This is a genomic window from Amycolatopsis echigonensis (assembly GCF_014174495.1).
Classification (GTDB): domain Bacteria; phylum Actinomycetota; class Actinomycetes; order Mycobacteriales; family Pseudonocardiaceae; genus Amycolatopsis; species Amycolatopsis echigonensis.
Genome location: NZ_JACJHR010000001.1, coordinates 40230 through 65548, shown reverse-complemented (window position 1 = coordinate 65548; position 25319 = coordinate 40230). Strand labels below are relative to the sequence as shown.

27 protein-coding genes and 2 pseudogenes are annotated in these 25319 nt (G+C 70.9%); 11 read left to right on the top strand and 18 right to left on the bottom strand.

Annotation, left to right across the window (positions count from 1 at the left end; genetic code table 11):
- Together H5411_RS00320 and H5411_RS00315 are read left to right on the top strand one after the other, a co-directional pair.
- Entirely contained in the window at nucleotides 1–246 is a 246-nt protein-coding gene (locus tag H5411_RS00320) for a hypothetical protein (RefSeq protein ID WP_246368608.1), read from the top strand.
- A gap of 3 nt (nucleotides 247–249) precedes the next feature.
- Nucleotides 250–495 carry a hypothetical protein gene (locus tag H5411_RS00315; protein WP_246368606.1) on the top strand — a complete coding sequence of 82 codons (246 nt, stop codon included), beginning with the start codon at nucleotides 250–252 and terminating at the stop codon, nucleotides 493–495.
- Between the two features lie 320 nt (nucleotides 496–815).
- Here H5411_RS00315 and H5411_RS00305 read toward each other — a convergent pair whose 3' ends face one another.
- Nucleotides 816–2768 carry an MFS transporter gene (locus H5411_RS00305; RefSeq protein ID WP_183122575.1) on the bottom strand — a complete coding sequence of 651 codons (1953 nt, stop codon included), beginning with the start codon at nucleotides 2766–2768 and terminating at the stop codon, nucleotides 816–818.
- 55 nt (nucleotides 2769–2823) lie between these two features.
- On the opposite strand from H5411_RS00305, the gene H5411_RS00300 reads away from it, so the two are divergent.
- On the top strand, nucleotides 2824–3333 hold the full coding sequence (locus tag H5411_RS00300) for a MarR family winged helix-turn-helix transcriptional regulator (RefSeq protein ID WP_101440418.1): 510 nt from the start codon (nucleotides 2824–2826) through the stop codon (nucleotides 3331–3333).
- Between the two features lie 203 nt (nucleotides 3334–3536).
- On the opposite strand, the gene H5411_RS00295 is transcribed toward H5411_RS00300, so the two are convergent.
- The 8 genes and pseudogenes from H5411_RS00295 to H5411_RS00265 form a co-directional block, all read right to left on the bottom strand.
- Nucleotides 3537–4139 carry a hypothetical protein gene (locus H5411_RS00295; protein WP_183122574.1) on the bottom strand — a complete coding sequence of 201 codons (603 nt, stop codon included), beginning with the start codon at nucleotides 4137–4139 and terminating at the stop codon, nucleotides 3537–3539.
- Between the two features lie 492 nt (nucleotides 4140–4631).
- Entirely contained in the window at nucleotides 4632–5159 is a 528-nt protein-coding gene (locus tag H5411_RS00290) for a pyridoxamine 5'-phosphate oxidase family protein (RefSeq protein ID WP_183122573.1), read from the bottom strand.
- 54 nt (nucleotides 5160–5213) lie between these two features.
- On the bottom strand, nucleotides 5214–6068 hold the full coding sequence (locus H5411_RS00285; RefSeq protein WP_183122572.1) for an MBL fold metallo-hydrolase: 855 nt from the start codon (nucleotides 6066–6068) through the stop codon (nucleotides 5214–5216).
- 34 nt (nucleotides 6069–6102) lie between these two features.
- The gene (locus H5411_RS00280; protein WP_183122571.1) at nucleotides 6103–6510 is read right to left on the bottom strand and encodes a RidA family protein; all 408 of its coding nucleotides are present in this window, start codon (nucleotides 6508–6510) and stop codon (nucleotides 6103–6105) included.
- 70 nt (nucleotides 6511–6580) lie between these two features.
- Nucleotides 6581–7022: pseudogene (locus tag H5411_RS00275) on the bottom strand (zinc-binding dehydrogenase).
- Nucleotides 6955–7179, bottom strand: a pseudogene (locus H5411_RS49195) (alcohol dehydrogenase catalytic domain-containing protein); the annotation flags it as partial. The pseudogenes H5411_RS00275 and H5411_RS49195, both read right to left, overlap by 68 nt.
- 122 nt (nucleotides 7180–7301) lie before the next feature.
- Nucleotides 7302–8606 (bottom strand): FAD-binding oxidoreductase, encoded by a 1305-nt coding sequence (locus H5411_RS00270; protein WP_183122570.1) that lies wholly within the window; start codon nucleotides 8604–8606, stop codon nucleotides 7302–7304.
- Between the two features lie 72 nt (nucleotides 8607–8678).
- Nucleotides 8679–9569: a LysR family transcriptional regulator gene (locus H5411_RS00265; protein WP_220816332.1), complete on the bottom strand. Its 891-nt coding sequence runs from the start codon at nucleotides 9567–9569 to the stop codon at nucleotides 8679–8681.
- Between the two features lie 92 nt (nucleotides 9570–9661).
- Between H5411_RS00265 and H5411_RS00260 the strand changes: the two genes are divergently transcribed.
- Complete coding sequence (locus H5411_RS00260) at nucleotides 9662–10660, top strand: DMT family transporter (RefSeq protein ID WP_101440424.1); 999 nt, start codon at nucleotides 9662–9664, stop codon at nucleotides 10658–10660.
- On the opposite strand, the gene H5411_RS00255 is transcribed toward H5411_RS00260, so the two are convergent.
- Nucleotides 10585–11709, bottom strand: a complete 1125-nt coding sequence (locus tag H5411_RS00255) for a hypothetical protein (protein WP_167442097.1) — start codon at nucleotides 11707–11709, stop codon at nucleotides 10585–10587. The genes H5411_RS00260 and H5411_RS00255 overlap by 76 nt on opposite strands.
- Nucleotides 11700–12527, bottom strand: a complete 828-nt coding sequence (locus H5411_RS00250) for an alpha/beta fold hydrolase (RefSeq protein ID WP_101440425.1) — start codon at nucleotides 12525–12527, stop codon at nucleotides 11700–11702. Before H5411_RS00250 ends, H5411_RS00255 begins: the two co-directional genes overlap by 10 nt.
- A 96-nt stretch (nucleotides 12528–12623) precedes the next feature.
- Between H5411_RS00250 and H5411_RS00245 the strand changes: the two genes are divergently transcribed.
- The 4 genes from H5411_RS00245 (at nucleotide 12624) to H5411_RS00230 (ending at nucleotide 15904) form a co-directional block, all read left to right on the top strand.
- The gene (locus H5411_RS00245; protein ID WP_183122569.1) at nucleotides 12624–12995 is read left to right on the top strand and encodes a winged helix-turn-helix transcriptional regulator; all 372 of its coding nucleotides are present in this window, start codon (nucleotides 12624–12626) and stop codon (nucleotides 12993–12995) included.
- 61 nt (nucleotides 12996–13056) lie between these two features.
- A complete protein-coding gene (gene ftsW, locus H5411_RS00240; protein ID WP_183122568.1) occupies nucleotides 13057–14265 on the top strand; it encodes a putative lipid II flippase FtsW in 1209 nt (402 codons plus the stop codon).
- Nucleotides 14262–14408, top strand: coding sequence for a hypothetical protein (locus tag H5411_RS00235; RefSeq protein WP_183122567.1), 147 nt, complete (start codon nucleotides 14262–14264; stop codon nucleotides 14406–14408). The genes ftsW and H5411_RS00235 overlap by 4 nt, the downstream gene beginning before the upstream one ends.
- Before the next feature lie 140 nt (nucleotides 14409–14548).
- Nucleotides 14549–15904, top strand: coding sequence for a phosphatase PAP2 family protein (locus H5411_RS00230; RefSeq protein WP_183122566.1), 1356 nt, complete (start codon nucleotides 14549–14551; stop codon nucleotides 15902–15904).
- Here the strand turns inward: H5411_RS00230 and H5411_RS00225 are convergent.
- The 3 genes from H5411_RS00225 to H5411_RS00215 form a co-directional block, all read right to left on the bottom strand.
- The gene (locus H5411_RS00225; RefSeq protein ID WP_183122565.1) at nucleotides 15816–16460 is read right to left on the bottom strand and encodes a phosphate signaling complex PhoU family protein; all 645 of its coding nucleotides are present in this window, start codon (nucleotides 16458–16460) and stop codon (nucleotides 15816–15818) included. The genes H5411_RS00230 and H5411_RS00225 overlap by 89 nt on opposite strands.
- Nucleotides 16461–16471: 11 nt before the next feature.
- Nucleotides 16472–16828, bottom strand: coding sequence for a hypothetical protein (locus H5411_RS00220; RefSeq protein WP_101440430.1), 357 nt, complete (start codon nucleotides 16826–16828; stop codon nucleotides 16472–16474).
- 88 nt (nucleotides 16829–16916) lie between these two features.
- Nucleotides 16917–17660: a dienelactone hydrolase family protein gene (locus H5411_RS00215; protein WP_183122564.1), complete on the bottom strand. Its 744-nt coding sequence runs from the start codon at nucleotides 17658–17660 to the stop codon at nucleotides 16917–16919.
- A gap of 204 nt (nucleotides 17661–17864) precedes the next feature.
- On the opposite strand from H5411_RS00215, the gene H5411_RS00210 reads away from it, so the two are divergent.
- Nucleotides 17865–20507: a glycoside hydrolase family 3 protein gene (locus H5411_RS00210; RefSeq protein ID WP_183122563.1), complete on the top strand. Its 2643-nt coding sequence runs from the start codon at nucleotides 17865–17867 to the stop codon at nucleotides 20505–20507.
- Here H5411_RS00210 and H5411_RS00205 read toward each other — a convergent pair.
- The gene (locus H5411_RS00205; RefSeq protein ID WP_246368605.1) at nucleotides 20497–21189 is read right to left on the bottom strand and encodes an FMN-dependent NADH-azoreductase; all 693 of its coding nucleotides are present in this window, start codon (nucleotides 21187–21189) and stop codon (nucleotides 20497–20499) included. The genes H5411_RS00210 and H5411_RS00205 overlap by 11 nt on opposite strands.
- A gap of 72 nt (nucleotides 21190–21261) precedes the next feature.
- Between H5411_RS00205 and H5411_RS00200 the strand changes: the two genes are divergently transcribed.
- On the top strand, nucleotides 21262–22119 hold the full coding sequence (locus tag H5411_RS00200; protein ID WP_183122562.1) for a sigma-70 family RNA polymerase sigma factor: 858 nt from the start codon (nucleotides 21262–21264) through the stop codon (nucleotides 22117–22119).
- Between the two features lie 254 nt (nucleotides 22120–22373).
- On the opposite strand, the gene H5411_RS00195 is transcribed toward H5411_RS00200, so the two are convergent.
- The 3 genes from H5411_RS00195 to H5411_RS00185 all read right to left on the bottom strand — a co-directional run bounded on the left by H5411_RS00195 (nucleotide 22374) and on the right by H5411_RS00185 (nucleotide 23755).
- Nucleotides 22374–22742: a hypothetical protein gene (locus H5411_RS00195; protein WP_183122561.1), complete on the bottom strand. Its 369-nt coding sequence runs from the start codon at nucleotides 22740–22742 to the stop codon at nucleotides 22374–22376.
- A 305-nt stretch (nucleotides 22743–23047) separates the two neighbouring features.
- On the bottom strand, nucleotides 23048–23266 hold the full coding sequence (locus tag H5411_RS00190) for a hypothetical protein (protein WP_183122560.1): 219 nt from the start codon (nucleotides 23264–23266) through the stop codon (nucleotides 23048–23050).
- A 156-nt stretch (nucleotides 23267–23422) separates the two neighbouring features.
- Nucleotides 23423–23755: a hypothetical protein gene (locus H5411_RS00185; protein ID WP_183122559.1), complete on the bottom strand. Its 333-nt coding sequence runs from the start codon at nucleotides 23753–23755 to the stop codon at nucleotides 23423–23425.
- 183 nt (nucleotides 23756–23938) lie between these two features.
- Here H5411_RS00185 and H5411_RS00180 point away from each other — a divergent pair, with 183 nt between their 5' ends.
- Complete coding sequence (locus H5411_RS00180; protein WP_183122558.1) at nucleotides 23939–25318, top strand: helix-turn-helix domain-containing protein; 1380 nt, start codon at nucleotides 23939–23941, stop codon at nucleotides 25316–25318.
- Nucleotide 25319 lies beyond the last annotated feature (1 nt).

The window sequence follows — 25319 nt, the reverse complement described above, 5'->3', positions numbered from 1 at the left end:
GTGGCCCCCGAAACCCACTCCCCGGGATGCTCCAGCCGGACAGCGATCCATCCGGTGCAACTGCCGACGATCCGCGCGGCCTTCCTGCCGACCGCCGAGGAGATCGCGCGAGCGCGGGAGGTACTGTCCCGAATGGACGGTGCCACCCAAGCCGGAGTCGGCGCGCTCGCCCTCGCCGACGGAACGTTCCTAGACGTGGCGATGCGGGACCAGGCACTGGCAGTACTGGCACTCGTCTCCGATTAGGACGTGGCCCCCGAAACCCACTCCCCGGGATGCTCCAGCCGGACAGCGATCCATCCGGTGCAACTGCCGACGATCCGCGCGGCCTTCCTGCCGACCGCCGAGGAGATCGCACGAGCGCGGGAGGTACTGTCCCGAATGGACGGTGCCACCCAGACCGGGGTGGGCGCGCTCGCCCTCGCCGACGGAACCTTCCTGGACATCGCGATGCGAGACCAAGCACTCGCAGTGCTGGCACTCGTCGCCGATTAGGACGTGGCCCCCGAAACCCACTCCCCGGGATGCTCCAGCCGGACAGCGATCCATCCGGTGCAACTGCCGACGATCCGCGCGGCCTTCCTGCCGACCACGGAGGAAAATCGCACGAGCGCGGGAGGTACTGTCCCGAATGGACGGTGCCACCCAAGCCGGAGTCGGCGCGCTCGCCCTCGCCGACGGAACCTTCCTGGACATCGCGATGCGAGACCAAGCACTCGCAGTACTGGCACTCGTCGCCGATTAGGACGTGGCCCCCGAAACCCACTCCGCCGACGGAGCGCCTCGAGGTCGCGAGTGCTGGCGCTCGTCTCCGGCTAAGCCTTGTCCGCGGAAACCAAGCGCAGCAACGGGTCGAAGCGGGCCGGGCCCTCGGTCGTCAGCTGCACCGGTTCCGCGACCGGCTGGTAGCCGGTCACGACGACGGTGTACTCGCCGGGGAACAGATCGTCGACGGTGTAGTGGCCCGCCTCGTCCGTGACGGTCACCCGCTGGACCTGCCCCTCCGCGTCCAGCACCGCGACCTGCGCGCCCGGGAACGGGCCCCGGACCGCGTGCACGGTGCCGGTGAGCCGGACCGACCGCGTCAGTTCGATGTCCTCGCGCACCGGTTCGGCGCCCACCCGCACGTGCCGGGCCACCGGCTCCCGGCCGCCTGCCTGCACCAGCAGCAGATACGAGCCCGCTGGGGCGTCCAGCGCGAAAGTGTTGTCCGCGCCGGTGGTGGTGCGGCGCACTTCGTGGGTTTCCAGGGACGTCAACGACACCGAGGCAGTTTCCGCGGGAGCGAGTCCGCTCACCGAGCCGGAAACGGCCGCGGGTCGCGGAGTGCTTTGCGGGACGCCGCGGGTCTTGCGGGTACGGGACAGCAGCACATCGACGACGCCGAACAGCAACGCGAGCCCGACCAGCGAGGTCGAGCCGATCAGCCCGAGCGCGGTCGCGCGGTGGTAGTCCCCGTGCGAGCGGCCGAGTTCGCCGAAGAACAGCGAGCCGCCGAGCGCGGTGCCGACCGCGGAGCCGATCCGCTGGCCGGTCTGCAGCACCCCAGCTGCCGTGCCGCCTTCCGCGGGCGGGACTTCTTCGAGGGTGAGCGTCGAGTTCGGCGAGATCACCAGGCCGCTGCCGAACCCGCCGACGAACAACGGCCCGGCCAGCACGAAGGCGGTGTTCGCGCCGGAGTAGTCGCGGACGAGCCACGCGGTCGTGGCGAGCCCGATCGCGACGAGCAGCGTGCCGAGGACGACCATCGGCCTGCCGAACCGGTGCACGAGCCGCCCGCCGATGGTCGGCGAGATCGCCGAGCCGATCGCGAACGCCAGCATCGCGGTGCCCGCCTGCAGCGCGGTGTAGCCGAGGCCCTGCTGGAAGAACAGCGTCAGGACCAGGAAAATCCCGGTGAACCCGGCGAAATAGACCATGCCGAGCGCGGACCCCATCGAGTAGCTGCGCACGGTCAGCAGCTTCAGGTTCACCAGCGGGTGCTTGCCGCGGTTGCCGAGCCAGCGCTCCCACAGCACGAACACGACGAGCAGCCCGGCCGCGACGCCCATCAGCCACCAGCGCGGCGACGTCGCCTGTTCCTCTTCCTCGATCAGCGGCAGCATCACCAGCACGACCGCCACGCCGAGCAGCACGCTGCCGAGCAGGTCCGGCGTCCGCTTCCGGCCGCTGCGCGCGTCCTTCGGCAGCAGCCGCAGCCCGAACAGGATCGCGAGGATGCCGATCGGCAGATTGACGTAGAACACCCACCGCCAGCCCTGCTCTACCCCGATGCCCTGGATCAGCAAGCCGCCCAGCACCGGCCCGATCGCCGTGGACAGCCCGACCGTCGCGCCGAACGCGCCGAACGCCTTGCCGCGCTCGCGGCCGGAGAACAGCTGCTGCATCAGGCCGATGATCTGCGGGTTCAGCAACCCGCCCGCGACACCCTGGCCCAGCCGCGCGACGACGAGCCAGGTCGCGTTCGGCGCCGCGCCGCACAGCACGCTGGTCGCGACGAACAACGCCAGGCCGAGCAGGAACATCCGGCGGCGGCCGTAGTCGTCGCCGAGCCGCCCGGACGGCACCAGCGCAAGGCCGAACGTGAGCGCGTACCCGGAGACGACCCACGAGACGTCCGCGGGCGTCGCGCCGATCCCGTGCTCCATCGAGGGCAGCGCGACGTTGACGATGCTCACGTCGAGCAGCGTCATGAACCCCGCGATGAGGCACACCCACAAGGCGCGCCAGCGCTGCGGATCGGGCTCGGGCGAAGGAGAAGCGTCCACGGACCGTCCTGATTCGAGACCGGTAAGATAATTACTGGTGTTAGAATACTCGCCCATGCCAGCGGAGCGGGACCACGTCGACGGAGTCATGGCGCAGATCACCGGAGTGCGCGCGGACGACCGGGTCAGCAAGGCGCTCAGCTTCCGCCTGCTGCGCGCCGCCCGGCTGCTGGAAACGGAACTGCGCCGCGAATTCGACGCCTTCGGGGTCGGCCTGTGGGAAGTCGAGCTGCTGGGCGCGCTCAAACGAGCCGGTCCCCCGTACCGTCTTTCGGCCGGGCAACTGCTGGACAGCATGCGCCTGACATCGGGCGGGGTGACCAAACGCGTGGCCGGGCTGGAACGCAAAGGCTGGGTCCGGCGCGACATCGACCCGGACGACCGGCGGCAGATCCTGGTCAGCCTGACCGACGAGGGGCTGGCCCGGGCGCACGAGGTGTTCGGGATGAAGACGCAGACGGAGGCTCGGTTGCTGGGCGTTCTGTCGCGTGCGGAACAGGACCGGATGAACGACGATCTGCGCGCGTTGCTGCTGGACTGGGAGGGGCCGGACGGACGGGCATGACCGCCCGGCGGCTCAGGCGACAGCCGAACGCATCGGCCGGCTCCCGGCACGGACGTGCCTGGCGGCTACGTCCCCTGCGCCCGTAGGTCACCGCGGATTGACACCCGGCGCTCTCCCTGCCGAGATCGCCCGGCAACAGCCGTTGTCCTGTGGGCTGGATGCTTTGACGGCCGTGCGATACCGCGAATCTCGCGGCGACAGGTCTACGCCGCGGCGGGCTCCTGCTCGCCGGAACGCCGGCGGCTCTTCGCCCCCGAGCGGGCGGCGTGGAAATTCCAGCCGAGAACCATCAGCGCGTCGACGATCCCGAAGGTGACGCCGACCCCGAAGCCGACCTCGTCCGGCCGGTGCAGGTCGACCGCTTTCTTCGGGTCCACGACGACAGAGACGGTGCTGCCCGGCTTGTCGTGTTCCACTGCCACCAAGCCGTGTTGCCCGTCCGGAGTGACGACGACCAGCGCGTTCTTCGTGTATTTGTCCGGCGGCGTGAATTGCACCGCCGTCCAGTGGTCGGTGTAGCCGGTCGCGCTCGCCCGCATCGGCACGCCGCGCGTCTCCAGTACGTAACCGTCGATCAAGGACGATCCGGTCATGAAGATCATCACGAGATGAAGACCGGCGACGAAAAGGTTCAGCACGACGAAGATGCCGCTGCGGCCCAGGATCGCGGGGAGAACGACGATCAGCGCGGCGCTGAGCCAGACCAGCTGAGTGCCGCCTCCGCGATGGAATACGGTCAGCGCCACCCCGAACCAGGCGACCGCGAGTATCACCAATGTCGTCAGCAGCGTCCGCGCCCACACCATGAGCGGATAGTAACGGCGTGCGACCGCTTGGGTTCGGGCACGGTCGGAGCAGGTCAGGCACCGCGCACGTCCCGGTGCCGCACGGCGGTGTCTCCGACGCGGACCAGGAATTCCTGCTCTGTCCTCGATCCGGGCCAGCAGCTGGTGCGGTGCGAACGCGGCGGTCCAGAAGCGGCCGGTGGCGCCGGGCCCCGGCGGGCGCAGGCGGTCTCCTGCTCGAGCTCGGCCCGGAGTTGCTCGATCTCCGCCCGCAGCCGCCGCTGGTCCTGCGCGGCGCACGCCCGGGCCCGCTCCCCGCGCGTCACGACGCGCCGCCCTCGCTGTTCACCGGCGCGGCGAAGGCCGTGATCGCCTCGCGGAAGTCGTCCTTGACCGGCAACCAACAGTGCTTCGCCAGAACGATGCCCCGTCAGCGAATTCCGGCCAGGGTCGCCGTGCGTCCTGACGACGATCAGCACCCGGGACGGCACCCGAACGGCGAAACCACCGCGTTCAAGACCCGGCGAACTCCCAGCAAGTCGCCCCGTGCGGTGCCGCCGAAGCGACTCCCACCGCGCGTCGCAGGGTGAGCCGGTACAGGTGCCACGGCGGCGGGCCCGCGCTCGGGGCGCTGAACGGTGCCGTCAAAGCGCAGCCGTCCGCCGTCGCTGGCCAGCCGCCGGAGCGGTAGACCTCGGCTAGCCGTGCCACGGTGCCGGCATCCGTGACTCGGTGGGCGTCGCCCTCCAGGGTCAGGTCCAGACCGCGGAGGCGGACCGAAATGCTGCACGCCGCGTTCGCCGCGAGGTTGCGGGAACGCCGTGTGTCCGGTCCGCCGACGAAGTACAGCGCGTCGTCCGCCCAGACCGCCCCGACGCCCGCCGAGTGTGGACGGCCGTCCGGGCGGACGGTCGCGACGAAGAACGTCAAGTCTGCGGTCGGGGTGTCGGCGGCGAGGATGTCGCGGGCGCGACTCCATGGGAGCGGGGCGTTCCCGTAACGGTCGAGGTTGCGGGTCGAGGTCGGTTCGTAGTCAGTCATGCCCATGCGTCGAACGAGCAGCCGCCGAATCGACATGGCCCCGCGATTAAGCGGTCAGGCAACTCCTAACTGCACCGGGCGGTAGCGGAAACCGTCGCCGTCTCGGTCGATTCGTCCGGGCCCGAAGTGCGCGGGCAGGACGAGGGCGTCCCGTTCGACGGCCAGCTCGCACAAGGTCCGTCGAGACTCCGCCGCGACAGCGGGATCGGCGTCGCCGCCTTGGGCCAGCGTCAGGTCCGAGAACTGGAACGGATGGTGCAGCACATCTCCGCTCACCACAGCGTGCTGGCCGCCGCCGCTGAGTTCGGCGATCAGGTGGGCGGTGGTGTGGCCGGGCAAGGCGCGCAGGGTGACGCCGTCCGTGACCTCGTACGGGAGGTCGATCAGTTCGACCAGACCAGCCTCGACCACCGGGAGCACGCTGTCCTCGAACGTCCGGGCCAGGTCGGCCGCCACCCCGCCTTCCGGGGCCGCGGCGTGCACCTCCTGGAGCCAGGCGTATTCGTCGCTCGCGATCAGGTACCGGGCACGCGGGAAGGTCGGATCCCACGAACCATCGACCAGCTGGGTGAAGCCGCCGCAGTGGTCCGGGTGCAGGTGGGTGGCCACGACGACGTCGACGTCCTCCGGCACGACGCCCGCCGCGGCCAGGCGGTCCAGGTACGGCGTGTCGAACTGGTGGTGCGCCAGCAAAACCGGGCGTTCCTTGGCGTTGCCGTTCCCGGCGTCGAGGAGCACGGTCTGGTCCGGCGTGCGCACCATGTACGTGGTGATCGACAGGTCCAGGTCGCCGCGGTGGTCCCCCAGCTGTTCCGGGGTGACCGCCGGGAACAGCTCGGCCGGGGGAAACGGCCAGTGGTCCAGTTCGGCGACCGGGTCGATCCGGATCTGTCCGAGCGTGATCGTCATCGGGCTTCCTGTCGTCCGGGCAAGGGATCGGCGCTCATCGGGGCACCGCTGCCATCGCTTCGATTTCCACGGCCAGTTCCGGTTTCGCGAGCGCCGACACGACGATCAGCGACTGTGTCGGCCAGTCGCTTTCCGGGAACCACCGGCTGAACACGTCGCCGGTCGCCGTGCGGAACCCGGCCAGGTGTTCGGTTCCGGCGACCATGCTGAAGACCTTCACCAGATGTTCCGGCCCGGCGCCCGCCGCGGCGAGCACGCGTTCGATGTTCGCCAGTGCCTCGCGCGTTTGCGCCTCCGCGTCCGGCCCGGCGAGCGTGCCGTCCGGCCGTGCGCCGATCTGCCCGGCGACCACGACCAGTTCGTGGCCGGCCGGAATCTGCGCGAGGTGGCTGTAGCGGCCTACCGGAGCCGCGACCGTCCCCGGATTCCAGCGTTTGCTCATCAGGTGTTCCCCTCCCTCGGTTCGTGCCCGCAGTCCACCACGAGCCACCGACAAAAACTCGCCGGCCGGGTCAGCCGATCGCGACCACCAGCTTCCCGAACTGGTCTCCCGACGCCAATTCGGCTAGCGCACGCGGCCCGTCCGCGAGGTCGTAGCCGTGGTGCGCCACCGGCCGCACGCGGTGTTCCACGACCAATCCGACCATCTGCGAGAACTCCCGCGCGCTGCCCATCGACGTGCGGGCCGGTAGTCACCATCCGGCCGCCGGAGCGGAGCACGGAGAGACAGCCGTCGAACGTCGCCGAGCCGATGCTGTCCACGACCAGGTCCACCGGTTCGCCGAGTTCGGCGGCCCAGCCGCCGCGGCTGCCAATCGCCCGGTCGGCACCTGATTCCGTTGCCCTGGCGAGCTTTTCGGGACTGCGCGAGGTGACGCTGACCGTCGGCGGCGTCCGCTCCCGCCGCCACGACGATTCCGGTCCCGTCCGAGCCCAGCACGGTCGACGGGTCAGCCGGAGCGCGACTGTCCACCATGAACAGATCCCGGTGGCTCAGCCCGGCCGCCTTCAGCCGGACCAGCACCTCGCCCGGACCCGGTCGCGGCGCCGGGACCTCCGCGACCCGCACCCCGGCGATCCCCGGCGCGCCTTCGTGGACCACCGCCCGCATCGCTTTTGTTGTCACGTCCGCGAACCTAGCAGCCGTGCCCCGCCGCCCCCGGCCGGACGCGAATCCCGGCACAGCGGGGAATTTTCCGCCCAGCCGGTCCGCCACGTGCGAGCGAAGCCGTCTCACCCCAGCGGAATGGCGCGGAAAACCCCGTCCGGGTCATAGCGGTGTTTGACGTCCCGCAGCCGGGCCGAGTTGCGGCCGAAGACGTTCGCCGAAGGGACGTCCGGGCCGAGCAGGTTCGCGTACGCCTCCGGCAAGGCGAACGGGGCCAACGCCTCCGAGACGGCGTCGGCCCAGCCCCGGTCGTCGGCGCCCTCGCCCATCCCGAGCACCTCGACCATCAGATGGTCCTCCCGCAGCGGAAACGCCGTGTCTCCCACCGGAACCCGGGCGGCCGAGCCGTGGAAGTGGTGGATCGACAGTCCGGACAACGGCGAGGCCATCGCTTCCATCTGCGCCAGCAAGGCAGAGACGGCCTCCGGAGCGAACGCCGGAAGCGACCGCGTGCGGATGACGACCGATCGGCCGTCCGGGAACATCGCGTCCCGGCCCGCGACCTCCGCGGCGTAGGACGAGACCGGCTCGATGTTCGAGGCGAGCGGAGGCCCGAGCCGGGAGAGGAAGCCGTCCGGATCAGCGGGACCGCACCAGGTCGGCCAGACCACTACGCACAGCGAACCGTCGGCGCCGGCGAGCATCCCGGTCTGCACGGTGAGGTCGTCCGGCGCACCGGCCTGGATCTCGGCCACCGCGGCGAAAACGCGGGCCGCGTCAGACGCCGGATACCAGACCGGGCCGGTGGTGATCCGCGGCGCCGCGTGCAACCGCACCCCGAGCGACGTCACCACGCCGAAATTCCCGCCGCCGCCCCGCAGCGCCCACCACAGGTCCGGCAGCCGCGAGGCGTTGGCGAGCACGACCTCGCCGTCCGCGAGCACGATCTCGGCGCCGAGCAGATTGTCCGCGGCGAGCCCGTATTTGCCCAGGAAAGGACCGTATCCGCCGCCGAGTGCGAGTCCGGCGAACCCGACCGCGCCGATCGTGCCGACCGCCGCGGTCAGCCCGTGCGCCTCTGCCGCGGCGAGCACGTCGTTGGCCCGGGCACCGCCGCCGACCACCGCGGCGCGCCGTCCGGCATCGACCGCGACGCGGTTCAGCGGCCGCAGATCGAGCATGATCCCGCCGTCGGCCACCGCGCGTCCGGCCCAGTCATGGCCGCCGCTTCGCACCGACAACGGCAAGCCCAATTCGCGCGAGGCACGCACCGAGGCTTGGACGTCCGCGGTGCTCCGGCATTCCACCACCACCGCCGGACGCGCGGCGACCGCGGCGTTCCACACCCTCGCCGCCGATTCGTACCGCGGGCCGGAGGTGTGCACCTGCCCGGCGGACAGTCGGGCTCGCAAGACATCCTCGGCAGTCATCGGCCGCTCCCCTGCTCGTCGGTTCCGACTCTAGGGGCGAACCGACCGCACAAGCCCGCCGCGCACCAAGATTCAGCGGTTCACATAAGCCGCCGACGCTTCGCTGAGCGCCTCCAGCGCCGCCCGGACCCCGCCGTGCGCCTCCTCGCCGGACCGGCACGCGGCGATGATCGTGCGGTTCAGCACCGGCCGCGTCGCGAGCATCCGGACGCCGTCCGGGATCGGTCCGCGGGCGAGCCGCGGGACGAGCGCGGCGCCGACATTGCCCGCGACGAGCGCCAGTTGCGTCACGTAACTCCCGATGGTGCAACTGATCCGCGGTTCCAGCTCCTGCGAGCGGAGCACGTGCACGAGCCATTCGTAGCAGCCGGAGCGGCCGGTCCAGCTGATCCACGACACGTCGTCCACCTCGGAGAGGTCGACCGTGCGGCGGTGCGCGAGCCGGTGCCCGGCGGGCAGCGCCAGATCGGCGACGTCGGAGAACAGCGTGACCTGCGTGATCCCCGGCGGCACCAGGGTCGGCCGGTCCGCCCAGCTTTCGAACACCGCCACGTCGAGGTCCCCGGCGAGCACCTTCGGGAGCGTCTGCTCGGCTTCGCCCTCGCCGAGCGTCACGTCCAGCCGCGGGTGTTGTTCGGTGAGCATCGCGAGCGCGGGCGGCAGCAGGGCGTGCACGCACGTCGCGATCGACCCGATCCGCAACGGCCCGAAGACGTCCTCGCGAAGCCGTTCGAGATCGGTGCGCGCTTCGGCCAGCTGGGCCAGCACGCGTTCGGCGTGCCCGACCAGCACCTGCCCGGCGCGCGTGAGCCGCACGGTCCGGCCGCGCGGCTCCAAAAGCGCCAGGCCCGCTTCCCGCTCCAGTTTCGCCAGCTGCTGCGACACGCCAGACGGCGTGACGTGCAGCGCGGCCGCCGCGCCGGCGACCGAGCCGTGCTGCGCGACCGCGTGCAGGGCGCGCATCCGATCCACACTGAACACGGTAGTGATGCTACCGGGTTTTACGCAGGAATCTTCACTTGTCCTTGATAGTTAGCGACCCCACGATAGAAGGCATGACCACCGAATCCGCTCCGTTGCCGACCGCCGGTCCGATCGCCGCGCTCACCGGCCGCGCCGACCCCCGGCTGCTGGCCGCCGCCGGCTGCCTGTGCATCGCGCTGACCTCGGTGCTCATCAAGGTGTCCGGGGCCAGCGGCGCGACCAGCGCGTTCTGGCGCTGCGCCCTCGCGCTGCCGCTGCTCGCGGTCCTGGCGTTCAGCGAGGCGCGGCGGACCCGCGTGCGCGCGAAGATCCTGCTGCCGCTGCTGGCCGGGCTCGGCCTCGGGCTCGACTTCGTCCTGTGGGGCGAGGCGATCCCGCGCGTCGGCGCGGGCGTCGCGACCATGCTGCTCTCGGTGCAGGTGGTGATCGTGCCGCTGCTGGCGTTCGTGTTCCTCAAGGAGCGGCCGGACCCGCGGTTCAAGTTCGTCGCGCCGACGCTGATCGGCGGCATCGTGCTCGCCGGCGGCGTGTTCGGGTCTTCGACGACCGGCTCGAACCCGGTGCTGGGTTTGGTTTTCGCGCTCGCCGCCGGGGCGGGCTACTCCGGGTACCTGCTGCTGCTCCGGCTCAGCAGCAGCCCCGCGACGCAGGTCCGCTCGCTGTCGCTGGCCACCGTGTCCGCGGGCTTCGTGTCGGTCGTGCTCGGGCTGCCGTTCGGCCGCCTCGACCTGGCGCCCAGCCTGCCGTCGCTCGGCTGGTTCGCCGCACTCGCCATCGTCGGGCAGGTCGTCGGCTGGCTGCTGATCGCCGGAGCCCTGCCGCGGCTGGCGGCCTCGACCGGCGCGACGATGATGCTGCTGCAGCCGGTCGGCGCGGTCGCCTTCGGGTTCCTGCTGCTGAGCGAACGGCCGGGCGCGCTGCAGCTCGTCGGCTGCGTGATCGTGCTCGCCGCGGTGTGTTTCGCCGGACGCGGCGCGGCGAAGAAGCCCGCGGTTCAGTCGTCGGCCAGGCTCAGCCCGACCGCGTCGAGCAGCCCGCGCGCCATGTCCCTGAACTCGTCGCGGCGGTGATCGACCAGCCCGTCCCCGCCGAGCAGGTCGGCGGCCAGCTCGTCGACCGGCCAGCGGACCAGCTTGCCGTGCCGCCCCAGCAGCAGCCCGACCTCCCGGATCCGGTACAGGTCCGCCACGTCGAGCCAGGCGTACAGCAGGATCTGCCACAGCCAGCGCCCAGCCCGGTCCGGATCGCCGACGGTCAGCACGGTCTTCACGTCCAGCAGCGTGCCGTCGGCGATCCCCTGCTCGGGGTCTAGCCGTCCGAGCAGGAGGTCGCCGTCCGCCCAGCCGGGCACGATGGTCGGCCCGGCGATCCCGAGCGGATACCCCTCCGGCGGAGCGCCGCCGAGCCGCCGCAGTTCCCAGAGCGCGCCGTTGTCGTGCAAGCGTTTCGCGAGTTCCGCCAGTTCGGTCACCTGTGCGTCGGCGGGAAGGGCGCGCAGGTCCGCGATCGTGCCGCCGCCGTCGACGACCCGCGCGAGCCGGGGATCGACGCGGCCGGAGCGGTAGATGTCCTCGCACGCGGACAGCACCCAGTTCGTCCGGGCCAGCCCGGCCTCCGCACCCGGCCCGCCGAGCACGCCGGGCGGGGCGTGCTGCGCTTGGTACCGGCGAGCGCGTCCCAGCAGTTCTCCCCACAGCTCTTCGGCGCCCGGGATCGCCTCGCCGTGCGGCAATCCGTCTCCGAGGTCGAGCCAGGTCGCGGCCGCCGGACGGATGCCGAGCGCCCGCGCCCGGTACTCCGCCGGAAGCTCGTCGTGCGTCGGGTATTGGGCGGCTTGCGCGTGCGCCCACCGGCCGCTGCCCCACTGCGCGCGCACCATGCCGAGCAGTGCGTAGTACGGCGGCGCGGGCTGCACGAGGTCCGCGATCCGCTGGCCGAACGCCCCGCCGATTTCGGCCCAGTGCTGCCGGGGCGGACGCGCGAGCGCCGGACGGACCGGGCGCACGCCGTTCGTCGTTTCCTCGATCCGCCGCGCGGCCGCGGCCGTGCCGGTGAAGACCCGGGCGCACCAGCGCGCGAGCTTCCCTCGCGGGTCGGCCAGCTCGGACGTCAACGACACCCGGCCAGTATCTCCCGGGACAGGAAGGGCAGCAGGAGATCGAGGAACGCGCGCGGACGGTCCAGCGGGATCAGGTGCCCGCAGTCCGGCAGCACGCGGCCGGCGAGGTCGTCGGCGATCGGACGCAGCTGCTGCTCCAGCGCGTCGCCCACCGGATGCGCGCCGATCGCCATCGTCGGCACGGTCAGCCGCTTCTCCGCCGCTTCGGTCAGCTGACGGACGCTTTCCGGCATTGCCCGGTAGTGCTCGAAGGCGCAGCGGAGCGCTCCGGTGCCGGTGTACGCCTCGGCGAAGGCTGCTTGGACCTCCGCCGGAACGCCCCGGCCGAGCGTGCCCTGGTCGAGGAACCACCCGACGTATTCCGCCTCGTGTCCATTAAGGACAGTCTCCGCCAGTCCCGGCACCGCGTGAAAGCCGAACCACCACGGCGGGCCGGCCGGGAAGCCCCAGGGCAGCGACTCCATCAGCACCAGGCGCCGCACCCGCTCCGGCTGCCGCAACGCCAGCAGCAACGCACTCTGGACGGACAGGTCGATCGCCACCACGTCCGCGTCCGGCTCCCCCAGCGCGTCGAGCAGGGACGTGACGTCGGCGACGACCGTTCCAGCGTCGAACCCGCTCTCCGGACGGCTGCTCGCGCCCAGTCCGCGGAGGTCCGGCGCGAGCACCCGGTACCGCTCGGCGAGCGTCGGGAGCACTGCGCTCCACAGCTGCCAGGTGTGCGGAAACCCGTGCAGCAACACGAGCGCCGGACCGCTCCCCGCGACGGCGACGTTCAGCCGGACCCCGTTCGCTTCGACCTGCCGCACCGCGTCCATCGAACCTCCTGTGGTTACCATTGGTTACCAGCACACGGTAGGTAACCCCAACGGTGCCGCCAAGACGGCACTTTCCCGACAGGTGGTGAGCCCGAGGTGACCCCCTCCCCCCGCGGCGATCTGTTCGACCCGGCCTGCCCGACGCGCCGGCTGCTCGACCGGATCGGCACGAAGTGGACGTCGATGACCGTCAAGATCCTCGCCGAGGCCGCGCCGGACGAGGTGCGGTTCGCCGACCTCCGCCGGCGCATCCCCGGGGTGTCGCAGAAAATGCTTTCGGTCACCCTGCAGAGCCTGGTCCGCGACGGCCTCGCCACGCGGCGGGTCGAAGCGACCGTGCCGCCCCGGGTGCATTACCGGCTCACCGCGCTGGGCACGTCGCTGGAATCCGCGCTCGCGGTGTTGCGGACGTGGGCGGAAGAGCACATGGCCGACGTCGACCAGGCCAATCAGAAATCCGGGCAGTAATTTTCCCCACCCTGGCGAGTCGGTCAGCCACCGCGAAGCGAAAACGGCACACACTCCCGCTGTGGAGTCGCCAACCGAACGGGACAGCAAACCCGCACGGCACGCAATCGGACAGTTCTTCGCGCATCCGCTCGCGTCGTTCCGGATCATCGTCGCGATTTGGGCGTCGCTGACGCTGCTCGGCGCGGTGATGGCGCTGTCGTCCTCGGCCGCCGCGGCCAATCCGGCCGCCGGAACCGGGGTGTACCAAGCCTTTTTCCGGCATCTGACCTTCGTCGCACTCGGCGGGGTCGCGTTCGTGCTCGGCTTGCGCATCCCGTTTTCGCGGCTGCGCAAGGCAGCCACCCCAGCACTGGCCGCGGCCGTCGTGCTGCTGCTTCTGGTGCTGACCCCGCTGGGTTCCGACCACGGCGGCGCGCAACGCTGGCTCTCCGCCGGGCCGATCACCTTGCAGCCAGTGGAAATCGCGAAGGTCGCGCTCGTGTTCTGGGGCGCGCATTTGCTGGTGTCGAAGCAGAAGGTGCTGCACCATTGGCGGCACCTCCTGGTGCCGCTGATCCCGGTGACGCTCGCGCTGTGCGCGCTGTTGCTGGCCCAGCCGAATCTCAGCGGCACGGTCACGCTCGCGCTCATCACTTTGGGCTTGCTGTGGTTCGCCGGAGCGCCGAAGCGCTTGTTCGCCGCCATTCTCGCCGGCGGGGTCGCCGGAATCGTCGTCCTCGCCCTTTTCGCCAGTTATCGCCTCGCGCGCATCCTTTCCTTTCTTTCGCCGAATCCCGACGCGAGCGGCAGCGGCTACCAGGCACAGCAGGCGCAATACGCCCTCGCCGACGGCGGCTGGTTCGGCGTCGGGCTCGGCCAGGGCGCGGCGAAGTGGAGCTACCTGCCGGACGTCCAGAACGACTTCGTCTTCGCGCTCGTCGGCGAGGAACTCGGGTTCGCCGGCTGCCTCCTGGTGCTCGGGCTGTTCGGCTTCCTCGCCGTCATCGGCCTGCGCACCGCCGCCCGGGTCGCCGATCCGTGGGTGCGGCTCGTCGCCGGGACGACCACCTTGCTGCTGGTGGCACAGGCGCTGATCAACATCGGTTACGTCGCCGGCGCGCTTCCGGTGACCGGGGTGACGCTGCCCCTGGTCTCCGCGGGCGGCACTTCGCTCGTGATCACCATGCTGCAGTTCGGCATCCTCGCCCAGGCCGCACGGGAGGAACCGGCCGCGCAGACGTTCCTGGCCGGCCTGCGGACCAAGGCCTCCGGTACAGTCCGAGCGTGATCAAGAAGGCACTCTCCGCTGCCTTCGAGACCACGGTCACCGCGACGCCGCGCTGCCGGATCCTGCCCGGCGAGAAGAAAGAACCCGCCAACGCGAGCACTCCCGGCAAGCCGGTGACCTGCGAGTACCCCGCCAGTCCCTGACCCGCGCCGGAGAGTCCTCAATGGACTCCCGGGCCCGAGCCGGGGCGTCGCGGGCTCCCCTCCGCCGCTCGGTACCCTCGTGACCTTCGGGTGAACGCGAGATGGCCGCCAGGCGAACCGGCGGACCGGAGAGGGGTTGTATGGCGACCGCGGCCGGAGCTTCCAGCAGCGAGACGTACGACGCGATCACCCATTTCGGCCTGGCGATGCCGGGCTGGGTGCAGGCTCTCGTGCTGGCGTACACGTCCTACGGCCTGGTCCTCGTGGCTCCGTTCTTCGCCTGGCTCTGGTGGCGCGCGCGGCAGACCGGCTCGCCCGAGCGGATGGCGTCGGCGCTGCTGGTCCCGGCGGCCACCGTGGTCGCCTACGTGCTCAGCGAGATCGTGAAAGCCTTCGTGCACGAGCAGCGGCCGTGCCGGGGGCTGCCGCCCGGGGCGATCGTCGGCGCCTGCCCGCCGCCCGGCGACTGGTCGTTCCCCAGCAACCACTCCACCATCGCGGCCGCGGTCGCCCTCGGCGGAGCCTTCGCGTGGCGCAAGGGCGCGCCCTGGCTGGCGGCCTTCGCGGCGACGATGGGTTTCTCGCGGGTGTTCGTGGGCGCGCACTATCCGCACGACGTGCTGATCGGGCTCGCGCTCGGGGCCGGGATGGCGTTGCTGCTGCAGCGATACGCGCTGGCTCCGACTGCCGAGCTCGTGCGGCGGTTCGCGGGCAAGGTGCCGTTCGGATTGCTGGGTGTGGTACCGGAAGGCGCGGAGGCGGTGCGTTCGGACGCGCGCGCTGCCCGCCCAGGTCCAGACGGCGACGCTTCGCTCCCGGACGGAGCTCCGGTCCGGGCCTCTCGTCCGCCGCGGGCTCCGCGGCCAGCTGACCGGGACGCGGGTGCACCGCCCACTCGCCGCGTCGGTCTGCCCGGAGCCGCCGGTCAACCTGCTCCGCCCGCGCGCCGGGCCGGTCCGCCGGAGGGGCCCGACGCCAGCGGCCAACCCGCCCGGCCGCAGCCGGAGTCGCCGCAAGCCCGCGGCGCGAGTGCCCCGCCGCCCCGGCGGCAAAATTCGCAACCGATCCGTACTGTCACCCCGCAGCCGCGCGCGGCCGACGCCTCAGCTCCCGGACGGCAAAACTCCCAACCGATCCGCACCGCAGCCCCGCGACCCGGCGCGGCCGACTCCCCGGCGCCGCGGCGACAGCACTCCCAGCCGATGCCCCAGCCCCGGCCCGCCGAGGCCCCGCCGCAGGACCAGGCGCGTCCGCCCGCGCAACCACCGGCCCGCGGCGCTATCCAGCCGCCTGTTCGTCCGGCGCGTTCGCTCCAGCCCCGCCCGGCAGGTCCGCCGCAGGCCCGCACCGCGGGTTCGCCGCCAGCGCGTCCGTCGAACCAGGCCCAGGCCGGTCCGCCGCCGGAGGTCAGCCCGGGAGATCGCCCGTCGCGGCGAACTCCAGGCGCTTCGCGACCGACACCGCCTGGTCGGCGAAACGCTCGTAGAAACGGGTGAGCAGGCTGAGCGCGACCGCGATCCGCTGGTCGTGCGTCCAGTCCGGAGAGGTGACCGTCGCCATCACGCGGGCGTGCAGCGCGTCCACGCGTTCGTCGGCGCGGCTCAGCTCGGCGTAGCCGCCGCGGGCATCGCCGCGCACGAGGTCGGCGAGCCGGTCCGCCATCGCCGAGGTGACCTCGCCGAGTTCGGCGAACACCGGCTCCAGGTCGGCGGACACGGTCGGCTCCGGGTGGCCCCGCCGGGCGGTGCCCGCCACGTGCGCCGCGAGGTCGCCCATCCGCTCGAGCTTCTCCGCGCAGTACACCACCGCCAGCACGGCGCGCAGGTCGCCGGCCACCGGGGCTTGCAGGGCGAGGAGCGAATACGCCTCGTCCTCGCAGGTGGCCCGCAGGTCGTCGAGGTCGGCGTCGCCGCTGAGCACCTGCTCGGCCAGCGGCAGGTCCACGGCCAGCAGGGCCCGGGTGGCCCGGCGCATCGCCTCCGCCGCCGCCTCGGCCATCGCCGCCAGACGCCCGTTGAGCTGTTTCAGGTCGTCGTGGAAGCCTTCGCGCATGTCGGGCGACTTTACCGGCGGCCGGCGGGCAGGCCCGCGTCGGCCAGCGGCCAGGCCGGTTCCGGCTCGGCCAGCTCGTAGCTGTGGCTGCCCTCGTGCCCGCCGGGCACGCGGCAGAAAACGCCCTCGTCGGACTCCGCGCCGCACAGCGCGCGCGTCTCCAGCACCCGGCGACCCGGCCACCAGCGCAGCCACATCAGCCGCTCCTCGCCGCGTCCGCCGACCGGAGTCGCGTGCTCGTGGCCGTGCCCGGCCTCCAGCTCGCAGAACAGCTCGGGCTCCGTCCCGCGGACCGCGACGCTCCGCAGGACCGAGCGCTCGCGCCCGGTCAGCTCCACCGGTTCGCGGCACAGCGCACCATCGGCCATGCGGCCAGCGTAAACGGCCGCCGCCGATTCCGCGCGCAGGGCCCGGCCGCGAGCGCGTCCCGCGTGCCGGGCCCCTGTCGTTCGGAGGTCAGCGCACCCGCTCCAGGAGCGCGAACAGGTTCTCCCAGTGCCGCTTCTCGCCCTCCTCGTGGTACGCCGCCGTGTCCGACATCGTGAAGCCGTGCGACGCGCCCTCGTAGACCTCCGACCGGTAGGTCACCCCGGCTTCGTCGAGAGCGTGCTCCAGCGTCTTGATCTGCTCGGCGGTGGCCGACGGGTCCTGGTCGGCGTGCCCGAAGTACACCTCGCCGGTGATCGACCCGACCCGCCGGTGCGGGCTGTCCGGCTGGTCGGTGGCGAGGCGGCCGCCGTGGAACGACGCGATCGCCTTGACCCGGTCCGGGAACGCCTCGATCACGCGCAAAGCGTTCAGGCCGCCCATGCAGTAGCCGGTGATCACGACTGGGCCGTCCGCTACGCCGTCCTGCGCGGCGAACCAGTCGAGATACTTCTCCGCGTCCCGGGTGATCGCGTCGGTGTCGAGAGCCTCGATCATCGGCATCAGCTTGCCGAACACCGCGCCGCGCTTCTCCGGGTCCTCCAGCGCGGCGAAGTCCACGAGCGGCGACCGGCCGCCGCGGTAGAGCAGGTTCGGGGCCAGCACGGCGTAGCCCGCCTCGGCGATGCGGTCGGCCATCTCCTCGATCCGCGGCCGGAGCCCGAACGCGTCCGGGAAGAGCAGCACCCCGGGATGCGGCCCGCCTTCCGGCACGGCCAGGTACGCGTCCGCGGTCCCGTCGGCGGCCGGAACGTCCACCATTTCCTTGCGCATCCGCTTTGTCCTCCATCGAATTCGGTGCGTACGAGAGCAAATCTATCCCGGTCCCGCTCCGGGCCGCCGCTCCGCGCGAATGTCGCGTTTCCTGTCCGGTCAGTGGACTGAACCACTGCCGGTCGGCGGATTGACGGAGTCCGGTTTGCCCGGTCAGGATCACCGGGGCCCGCTCCGGGCCGCCCTCCGCAGAACGGACTGTCGATGGCCAGACCTCCTCGCTCCCCGCGCGCCCGGAACCGGGTCGCCCTCGCCGCGCTCGTCCTCCTGGGCGGGCTCGTCCCTGCCCAGGCCGCACAGGCCGCTCCCCCGCGCCAGCCGGACATCGGCCGCCCCGCGCTCGACCACAACGGCTGCGCCCGCGTCGAAAACTCGCTGCCAACGCTGTCGGACTGGCCGAAAGTGCACAGCGCGATGCCGCCGAACCCGGTCGACGAACGGCGGATCAAGCAGCTCGTGTCCGGCATGTCGCTCGAGGAAAAAGTCGGGCAGATGACCCAGCCCGAGATCGCCGCGATCACGCCCGCCGAGGTGACCCAGTACTCGATCGGGTCCGTGCTCAACGGCGGCGGCTCGTGGCCGGGCGGGAACAAGCACGCCAGCCAGCAGGACTGGCTCAAGCTCGCGGACTCCTATTGGGACGCGGCAAGGGCCACGAGGGCAAAGATTCCGGTAATTTGGGGCATAGATGCCGTGCACGGAAATAACAATGTGTACGGCGCTACCGTTTTCCCGCAGAACATCGCGCTCGGCGCGGCGCACGACCCGTGCCTCGTGCGCGACGTCGAGAATTCCACCGCGCGGCAGATCCGGTCGACCGGCCAGGACTGGGCGTTCGCGCCGACCCTCGCCGTCGTGCAGGACGACCGCTGGGGGCGCACTTACGAAGGCTTCTCCGAGGACCCGCGCATCACCCGCGCCTACGGCTACGAGGCCATGAACGGTCTTCAGGCCGGCGCGCGGCTGCGCATCGGAGCGAACGGCGTGATCGGCACCGCCAAGCACTTCATCGGCGACGGCGGCACCACCGACGGCCAGGACCAGGGCGTGAACGCTTCCTCGGAAGCGGACATGATCAACATCCACGGCCAGGGCTACTACGGCGCGCTCGCGGCGGGTGCGCAGACGGTCATGGCGTCGTTCAACAGCTGGACCAACCCCGACCTCGGCATCAACGAGGGAAAGATCCACGGCAGCGACAAGGTCCTCAACCAGATCCTCAAGGGCAAGATGGGCTTCGACGGCCTGGTGGTGTCGGACTGGAACGGCATCGGCCAGGTGACCGGCTGCACGAACGCCAGCTGCCCGCGCGCGATCAACGCGGGCATCGACGTCGTGATGGTCCCGAACGACTGGAAAGCCTTCATCGCCAACACCGTCTCGCAAGTGCGCGACGGCGAAATCCCGATGTCCCGCATCGACGACGCGGTTACGCGGATCCTGCGGGTGAAGATGCGCGCTGGGCTTTTCGAGGAGCGCAAGCCTTCGGAGCGGTGGTACGCCGGTTCGCCGGACGCGCTGACGGACAAGGCGCTCGGCCGCGAAGCGGTGCGCAAGTCGCAGACGCTGCTGAAGAACAACGGCAACGTGCTTCCCTTGGCGCGCGACGCGAAGGTGCTCGTGGTCGGCAAGAGCGCGGACAGCATCCAGAACCAGACCGGCGGCTGGACGCTGACCTGGCAAGGCACCGGGAACACCAACGCGGACTTCCCGGGCGCCACGTCGATCCTCGCCGGGCTCAAGGAGGATCTCGGCACCGCTAACGTCACCTTCGATCCCACTGGCACCGCCGATCCGAAGGGTTACGACGCGGTCATCGCAGTCATCGGCGAGACTCCGTACGCGGAAGGCGTCGGCGATCTGCAGCGGAAGAGCCTGGAAGCGGCGAAGCTGTATCCGGAAGACCTTGCGGTGCTGGACAAAGTCAGCGGCAAGGGCACTCCGGTGGTGACCGTGTACGTCAGCGGGCGTCCGCTGTACGTCAACAAGGAACTCAACCGTTCCGACGCGTTCGTCGCCGCGTGGCTGCCCGGCACCGAAGGCGGCGGCGTCGCGGACATGCTGGTGCGCGGCAAGGACCACGGCGGCTACCGCGGCAAGCTGTCCTATTCGTGGCCCAAGAGCGCCTGCCAGACGCCGCTCAACCCGTGGAGTCCCGGCTACGACCCGCTGTTCACGCTCGGCTACGGCCTCACCTCGAACCAGCGGACCACCGTCGGCAAGCTCGACGAGACCGAAGGCCCGTCCCGCTGCGGATCGACCGGAGGCGGCGGCACCGCGACCGAGGACCTGCCGATCTACGACCGCACGGACGTCGCGCCGTACAAGAGCTTCATCGGCTCGGCGTCGAACTGGGGCGGCACCGAGATCGGCCCGGACGGCACCGCTTCGCATCCGGAGATCAACGTGGTGCCGGCCGACGTCAACGTCCAGGGCGACGGCCTGAAAGCGACGTGGACCGGCACCGGCGCGGCACAGCTGTACTCGCAGCATCCCGGCGGCACTGATGACCTGCGCGGATATCTCAACGCGGACGGCGCGCTCGAGTTCGACGTGATCGTGCATTCGCCGCCGGTGAACCGGACGGTGGTCAGCCTGCATTGCGTCTACCCGTGCTCGTCCGAGGTCAACGCCACGAAGCTGTTCGGCGATCTGCCTGCCGGGCAGAAGTCGACGGTGAAGATCCCGTTGTCCTGCTTCGCGAGCGGGCTGGACTTCGAGAGCATCGACACGCCGTTCCTCGTCTACACCGACGGCCCGTTCTCGGCGTCCTTCGCGAATGTGCGGTGGTCGCCTGGCGGGGCGAAGGATCCGGACGCGCGGAAGTGCTCCGACCTCACCGGGTAAGTCGTCCGGCGAGTTCGACGACCCGGGACCTGGCCGCCGTGCGCGACGCGGCGGCCAGGTCTTCGAGCCCGTCCAGCGCCGGGACGTCGCCGACGCGGGTGAACTCCTGGGACACGAACGTCAGCCGTTCCGGGTCGACGCCCTTGTCGCCCAGGTAGGCGCGCAGATACGACTCCTGGAACTCGAACTTCTCCCGCGGCGTGCCGGGTCCGTATCCGCCGCCGCGGGCGGTGACGACCACGAAATCCTTGTCCGCCAGCAGTTTCCGGCCGGTCTCCGGGTCGACGAACACGCCGGGAAAGCTGATCCGGTCGATCCACGCCTTGAGAGTCGCGGGCACTCCGAAGTTGTACATCGGGACCCCGAGCAGCACGGCGCGGGCTTCGCGCACCTCGTTCACCAGCGGCAGCGTCAGGTCCCATTCGCGCTGTTCGTCGTCGTCCGCGATCAGCGTCGCGATGTCCTCCAGCGACAGCACGCCCTTGCGTTCCACGCGACGGCCGAGCCGCGCGTACGCCTCACGCAGCGGTGCCACCGGCTCGGCGGACACGTCGCGGTGCCGCACGATTCCGCCGCCTCTCCGCCACTCGTCGGCGAACAGCGTGCCCAGCTGCCTGCTCACCGACGCCTCGCCGTCGGCGCTCGAATCGACGTGCAGCAAAGGCGCTAGCATGACGGTCATCCGGTTCCTCTCCTCGTCCTTGGTCCTCGGGCCGGCACTCCCATGACGGATCGAGACGGGAAAAGGTGACCGATGGACGACGCACTGGCGCGGCGCTTCGAAAACGAGCGTCCGCGGCTGCACGCGCTGGCCTACCGCATGCTGGGCTCCGCGGCCGAGGCCGAGGACGTCGTGCAGGAGTCGTGGCTGCGGCTGAACCGCACCTCCGGCGTCGACAACCTGGGCGGCTGGCTGACCACGGTCGTCTCCCGGCTGTGCCTGGACGCCCTGCGAGCGCGGCGGGAAACCCCGGTCTCGTCGGTGCCTGATGCCGCCGGTGGCGCCGTTCCCGAGGACGAAGTCCTGCTGGCCGGGGAGGTCGGGCGGGCGCTGCTGGTGGTCTTGGACCGGCTCGCCCCGCCCGAACGGGTCGCCTTCGTGCTGCACGACCTGTTCGCGGTGCCGTTCGACGCGGTCGGCCCGATCCTCGACCGCACGCCCGCGACCGCGAAGAAACTCGCCAGCCGCGCGCGGCTGCGGGTACGCGGGGAACCGGCGGTGCCTGCTGCGGAACTGGCCGAGCACCGGGAAGTGGTGACGGCGTTCCTGTCCGCGGCCCGCGGCGGGGATATGGCGACGCTGCTGACCGTGCTGGCGCCGGATGTCGTGCGGCACACCGAGCCGGCAATGCTGCCCCCAGGCGCGGCTGCGGTGTTGCGCGGAGCGGACGAGGTCGCGCGGGGCACGAAGCTGTTCGCGGGGACTGCTCGCCTGGCCGAACTCGCCCTGATCGACGGCGATGTCGGACTGGTGCTCGCTCCCGCTGGGCGGCTGGCGGGGGTGCTGCGGATCGAGGTCCGGGGCGGTCTGCTCCAGGCGTATGAAGTGGTGGTGAGTCCCGAGCGGTTGACCGGGATGGAGATCGCGACGCTTTCCCGGGGTGCTGTATAGGTCGTTATACATTCAGCTGCGATTTCGCCTCGGGACGGTCCGCCCGCGCAGAAAACGAACGTATCCGCGACGGCCAACCTGGAGGCACACGGCAATCTGCAGCTTCGGGTGCGCGGCGAACGCGCCCCTAGCCTCGGGAGGCCGACGTCCGGGAAACTTGCTCGACATCGGGGACACTCTCCGGACTCATCCGTAACTCACCCGGACGTGCCGTGCGCATGGCGCCTTACCGGCGTCGCGCGCACGGCATCTTCCTATTCCGCGAGAGGACCCGTCTTCGTCAGGCGATAGTCGTGCGGCTGCGCCGGGGGCGGCGTCGCCGTGACGTGCATACGGCTGTAATGACCGTCGGCCAATCCGCTGACCGTCACCGAGGTCGGAACTGAGATCAGTTTCCCGGACGCGCAATTGGGTACGCAGTCGTCCTCCCAGAACCTGCCGGTAGCGTGGGCGTTCTCCTCGCCCCAGCCCGACCAGTGCAGCCGGTCGACCCCCATTTTCTGGTCCGCACAAGCCAAGTTCAGCCACGAAGGCTCGGCGACAGCGTTGCCTTCGCAGCGATAGACGGTCGGCGACGGCTTAGCAGCGGCGGAACGCTTCACAGGCGGTGCCGCGGCAGGCACGGCGGCGACTGTGGTTCGCGGTGCTGCCGACGGGGCCGTCGAGGTGGCCGGTGCCGCGGTCGCGGGTTCGCTGGCGGCAGCCCCCGAGCCCGAAGCCACCGGCACGCCCCCGTGGTCCGAGGTGCATGCCGTAGCCGCCGCAATGATCAACACGAGTGCGCCCGAACCAAGCAGTGATCTTCGGTTTCTCAACTCAGTCATGACAAATCCCCTCCCAGACCGGAGCTTCGCAGTCCGGCTATGGGAAGGAGGACGCGCAACCTTCCGAAAGGTTGCCAGCCCCTCGTCTGTCTACATAGGACGCATCAGCGCACCCGCAGCCGACGCCGGGCGAAAGCCAGCGCGCTGAGGCTCAGCACCGCCAGCGCCATCACGTAGAGCTCGGCGCGAGATTGCTCCCCGGTCGCCCGAATCAGCCAAATCACCACCCACGGGGCGAACCCGCCGAACACCGAAGCCGTGATGCGGTAGCTGACCGACAGTCCCGTCGCGCGGGTCCGGGTCGGGAAGACGTCGGCCATCATCGTGCCTACGCTCCGCAGCGAGCGGCCGTGGACACTAAGAGACGCGCCGCCACGCTGCTCCGGATTGGTTCAGGCCTGCCCCAGCCCAGGGGAGGTGGCGTGCCGCGCCAGGCTGGGGCAGGCATGACGGTGCGGTGAGCGATGGGCGGGACGCTCCTAACCGCACCGAGCTTTATCGGGTTTCTCCCCTTTTCGCGATTGCCCGGCCTCCGGAAAGACGGTTTCCTTCTCCGCGCGTTCGGCGGCGGCCTCTTCGGCCGTCCGGCGGAATGCGGCCAGCCGGGCCTGTTCGATCTCGGCTTGGACCTCGTAGTCCAGCCGGGCCTGGAGGTCGCGGGCGGTCAGTTTTCCGCGCGGCGGCGGGACCGCCCGGCGCGCCCGCCACAGCCACATCGAGACCAGGACCAACAGCAGGAGCACGCAACACCCGATGACCACTGCGGGACGGCCGGTGCGGGTCGCCTCGCCGAGCGTCTCCGCCGCTTTCATGCGATCCACCCCTCAGCTTCGGAAGTGTCTTCGCGTTCCCCACCACGATGGGGCCGGGCAGTGGCCTGGACCAGCCAGCAAACCGGGAGAAAAGCGGGCGGCAACCGAGGGAATCGCCTTGCCCGGCACAGGGTGACCTGCGGTAATCTAGCGACCCCGGGTTGTGGCGAAGGGGTGTCGCCCATGGGCGAACGGCGAGAAGGACTTGTCCGGGCACGCAGAGCGGCGAACCTGACGCAAGAAAAGCTCGCCGCGCTGCTCCCCGCTGACGAAAAAAGCATCCGTGCCTGGGAATCCGGCCGTTCCGAGCCGCGTCCGCACCGGCGCGACCGGCTCGCGCGACTGCTGCGCATCAGCCCCGCCCGGCTGGAGGAACTGCTCCGGGAAGGCACCGCGGCGGACCTCCCGAGGCAGCGGGGCGCGCCGAGCGTGCTGCTGCCCGTCGTCGTGGACGGGCGGCCCGTCGCGCTGCCGCTGGACCGGGCCACCGTCGCGGCCAGCGTCCTCGCCCGGCTCGTGCCCGGCGACGCGGCCCAGCCCGCGGTTCCGACCACAGAATGGGACGCCATGAGCCCGCTCAGTCGCCGCTCACTGCTCAAAAACGGCCTGCCGGTCGCGGCCTTGCCCGCGTTGGGGATAGGCAGTGCCGAGCATGTCGCGCGGGCGCTGGAGAATCCCCGGCGGTACCTGGACAAAACCGTCACGCAGTATTTCCGGCGACAGCTCGACCAGTACAAATACGAGGACGGCGAACGAGGTCCGGCCACCACGCTGCCGATGACGCTGGGCGTGCTGAACATCATCGACCGGCTCGCCCGCGACGCGACTGCCGAGGATCAGCGCGAGCTTCTGCGCATCGGTTCGGAGGGCGCGGAGTTCGCCGGATGGCTCTGCCGGGACCGCCGGCAGCGGGAAGATTCGCTGTACTGGCACGACCGCGCGATGGAATGGGCGCAGGCGGCGGGCGACAGCACGATGCAGGGCTACATTCTGCTCAAAAAAGCCCAGGTCGCCTACGACGAACGCGATCCGCGGCGCATGCTCATCCTCACCAGAGCGGTGCGCAACGGTCCCTGGTCGCTCCCCCAGCGGCTGCGAGCCGAGGCCGCCCAGCAGGAAGCCCGCGCGGAGGCGATGCTCGGCGCGTCGGCGGACCAGGTGAACCGCAACCTCGACGTCGCCTGGAAACTGCTGGACGGGGCCGGACCGGCCGAATCGCCGCTGGGCGCGCACTTCAACGCGACTCTCCTGAATATGCAGACCGCGATCTGCTACACCGAAGCGGGCGAACCGCGCCGGTCGGTCGAACTGTACGAGAAAACGTTGAAGGAAACGCACTTCTCCCGTCGCGACTACGGGTTTTTTCTGTCCCTCATGGCAAACTCTCTAGCCCTTTCCGGCGAACCGGACCAAGCAGCCAAAACCGCCCTCGTCTCCGCCAGGCGGGCCGCGGAAACGAACTCCCGCCGGACCAAGGAAGAACTCCGCCGGGTCGTCGGAGTGCTGAAGCCATGGCACAACCGCCCGGATGTTCAGGAATTGCGCGAGGCGCTGAACAGCTGAC

Bases quoted from the DNA above. Each gene is read 5' to 3' on its own strand.
- H5411_RS00265 (WP_220816332.1), bottom strand. From the start codon at position 9,569: ATGCGCGCCCTGCACGCGGTCGCGCAGCACGGCTCGGTCGCCGGCGCG.
- H5411_RS00285 (WP_183122572.1), bottom strand. From the start codon at position 6,068: ATGACGATCACGCTCGGACAGATCCGGATCGACCCGGTCGCCGAACTG.
- H5411_RS00280 (WP_183122571.1), bottom strand. From the start codon at position 6,510: ATGAGCAAACGCTGGAATCCGGGGACGGTCGCGGCTCCGGTAGGCCGC.
- H5411_RS00210 (WP_183122563.1), top strand. From the start codon at position 17,865: ATGGCCAGACCTCCTCGCTCCCCGCGCGCCCGGAACCGGGTCGCCCTC.
- H5411_RS00300 (WP_101440418.1), top strand. From the start codon at position 2,824: ATGCCAGCGGAGCGGGACCACGTCGACGGAGTCATGGCGCAGATCACC.
- H5411_RS00185 (WP_183122559.1), bottom strand. From the start codon at position 23,755: ATGAAAGCGGCGGAGACGCTCGGCGAGGCGACCCGCACCGGCCGTCCC.
- H5411_RS00230 (WP_183122566.1), top strand. From the start codon at position 14,549: ATGGCGACCGCGGCCGGAGCTTCCAGCAGCGAGACGTACGACGCGATC.
- H5411_RS00205 (WP_246368605.1), bottom strand. From the start codon at position 21,189: ATGACCGTCATGCTAGCGCCTTTGCTGCACGTCGATTCGAGCGCCGAC.
- H5411_RS00290 (WP_183122573.1), bottom strand. From the start codon at position 5,159: ATGACTGACTACGAACCGACCTCGACCCGCAACCTCGACCGTTACGGG.
- H5411_RS00190 (WP_183122560.1), bottom strand. From the start codon at position 23,266: ATGATGGCCGACGTCTTCCCGACCCGGACCCGCGCGACGGGACTGTCG.
- H5411_RS00225 (WP_183122565.1), bottom strand. From the start codon at position 16,460: ATGCGCGAAGGCTTCCACGACGACCTGAAACAGCTCAACGGGCGTCTG.
- H5411_RS00250 (WP_101440425.1), bottom strand. From the start codon at position 12,527: ATGGACGCGGTGCGGCAGGTCGAAGCGAACGGGGTCCGGCTGAACGTC.
- H5411_RS00220 (WP_101440430.1), bottom strand. From the start codon at position 16,828: ATGGCCGATGGTGCGCTGTGCCGCGAACCGGTGGAGCTGACCGGGCGC.
- H5411_RS00270 (WP_183122570.1), bottom strand. From the start codon at position 8,606: ATGACTGCCGAGGATGTCTTGCGAGCCCGACTGTCCGCCGGGCAGGTG.
- H5411_RS00260 (WP_101440424.1), top strand. From the start codon at position 9,662: ATGACCACCGAATCCGCTCCGTTGCCGACCGCCGGTCCGATCGCCGCG.
- H5411_RS00180 (WP_183122558.1), top strand. From the start codon at position 23,939: ATGGGCGAACGGCGAGAAGGACTTGTCCGGGCACGCAGAGCGGCGAAC.
- H5411_RS00215 (WP_183122564.1), bottom strand. From the start codon at position 17,660: ATGCGCAAGGAAATGGTGGACGTTCCGGCCGCCGACGGGACCGCGGAC.
- H5411_RS00200 (WP_183122562.1), top strand. From the start codon at position 21,262: ATGGACGACGCACTGGCGCGGCGCTTCGAAAACGAGCGTCCGCGGCTG.
- H5411_RS00295 (WP_183122574.1), bottom strand. From the start codon at position 4,139: ATGGTGTGGGCGCGGACGCTGCTGACGACATTGGTGATACTCGCGGTC.